The organism is Vibrio sp. 1288, assembly GCF_033344475.1.
The window spans coordinates 1-884 of record NZ_JAWPOX010000261.1 but is presented as its reverse complement, the minus strand read 5'-3'; the positions used below and the strand labels follow the sequence as shown (position 1 = coordinate 884).

Annotated in this window: 1 protein-coding gene; it reads right to left on the bottom strand. The window is 45.4% G+C overall.

Annotated elements, in window-relative coordinates:
* Positions 1-111: 111 nt before the first annotated feature.
* A partial coding sequence (locus R8O11_RS26100; protein ID WP_318194724.1) for a Tn3 family transposase occupies positions 112-884 on the bottom strand: 773 nt, incomplete at its 5' end.

Sequence of the window (884 nt, the reverse complement as noted above, 5' to 3'; positions counted from 1 at the left end):
CCTTTCTGTCCCATTACGGGGTTCTAGGGATTTTCCCCTCTAAAGTAACATAGAATGCTACAGGCTTTGTATTATATAGCCTCCAGCTGTGGGTTACTTTCGTTTCCAAGCTTAATCATCCACGATTGGCTTCGTAATTTCACTAATATCAGGCAATTTTCCGGTATTGGTGAAGTTATACGTCCCGCTTAAGTTGATATTTTGCCATGCAACGGGCGAAACAGCACGAGTGATAGCCGCTTTTTCTTCATCACCTGTCGCTTCAAAGTGTCCCAGAAGATGACTCAGTATCGCGGAGTTGAAGTAGATGATCGCGTTGGCAAGCAATCTTGCGCATTCATTCCAGATAGCGATTTCAGACTCGTTTTTGCCACGGAACTGATCACCATTCACCGACGCAATGGCTCGTCTAAGGAAGTGCCATGCTTCTCCCCGGTTCAGGGCACGTTGCACATACTGCCGCAAACTGGCATCGTCGATGTAGTCAAGTAAATATTGCGCTTTAACCAGTCGATTATACTCCGTCAGAGCCTGTAATATTGGGTGTCCAGAAGGGTAACCAGACAACTTTCTTACCAGCATTGCTTGTGTCGTCCGCTTTGTCTGAAGTGACAGAACAATACGCCTGATATCTTGCCATCCCGTTGTAATAACATTCGTTCTGATAGGCTTCTTTAGCGCCAGTATGGTGCTGCCTTGTTCACTTTCAGTCACATCAAACAGATCATTGATGACACTACTGAACTGCGCGTATCGCGGTGCAAAACTGTAACCGCATAGATCCAGTAAGGCGAAGTTAACATGATTGACACCGTGTGTATCTGTCGAGAGTACGTCAGGTTTGATTTCACTGCTGTTGGATTGTAACAGGTCATAAATATAGT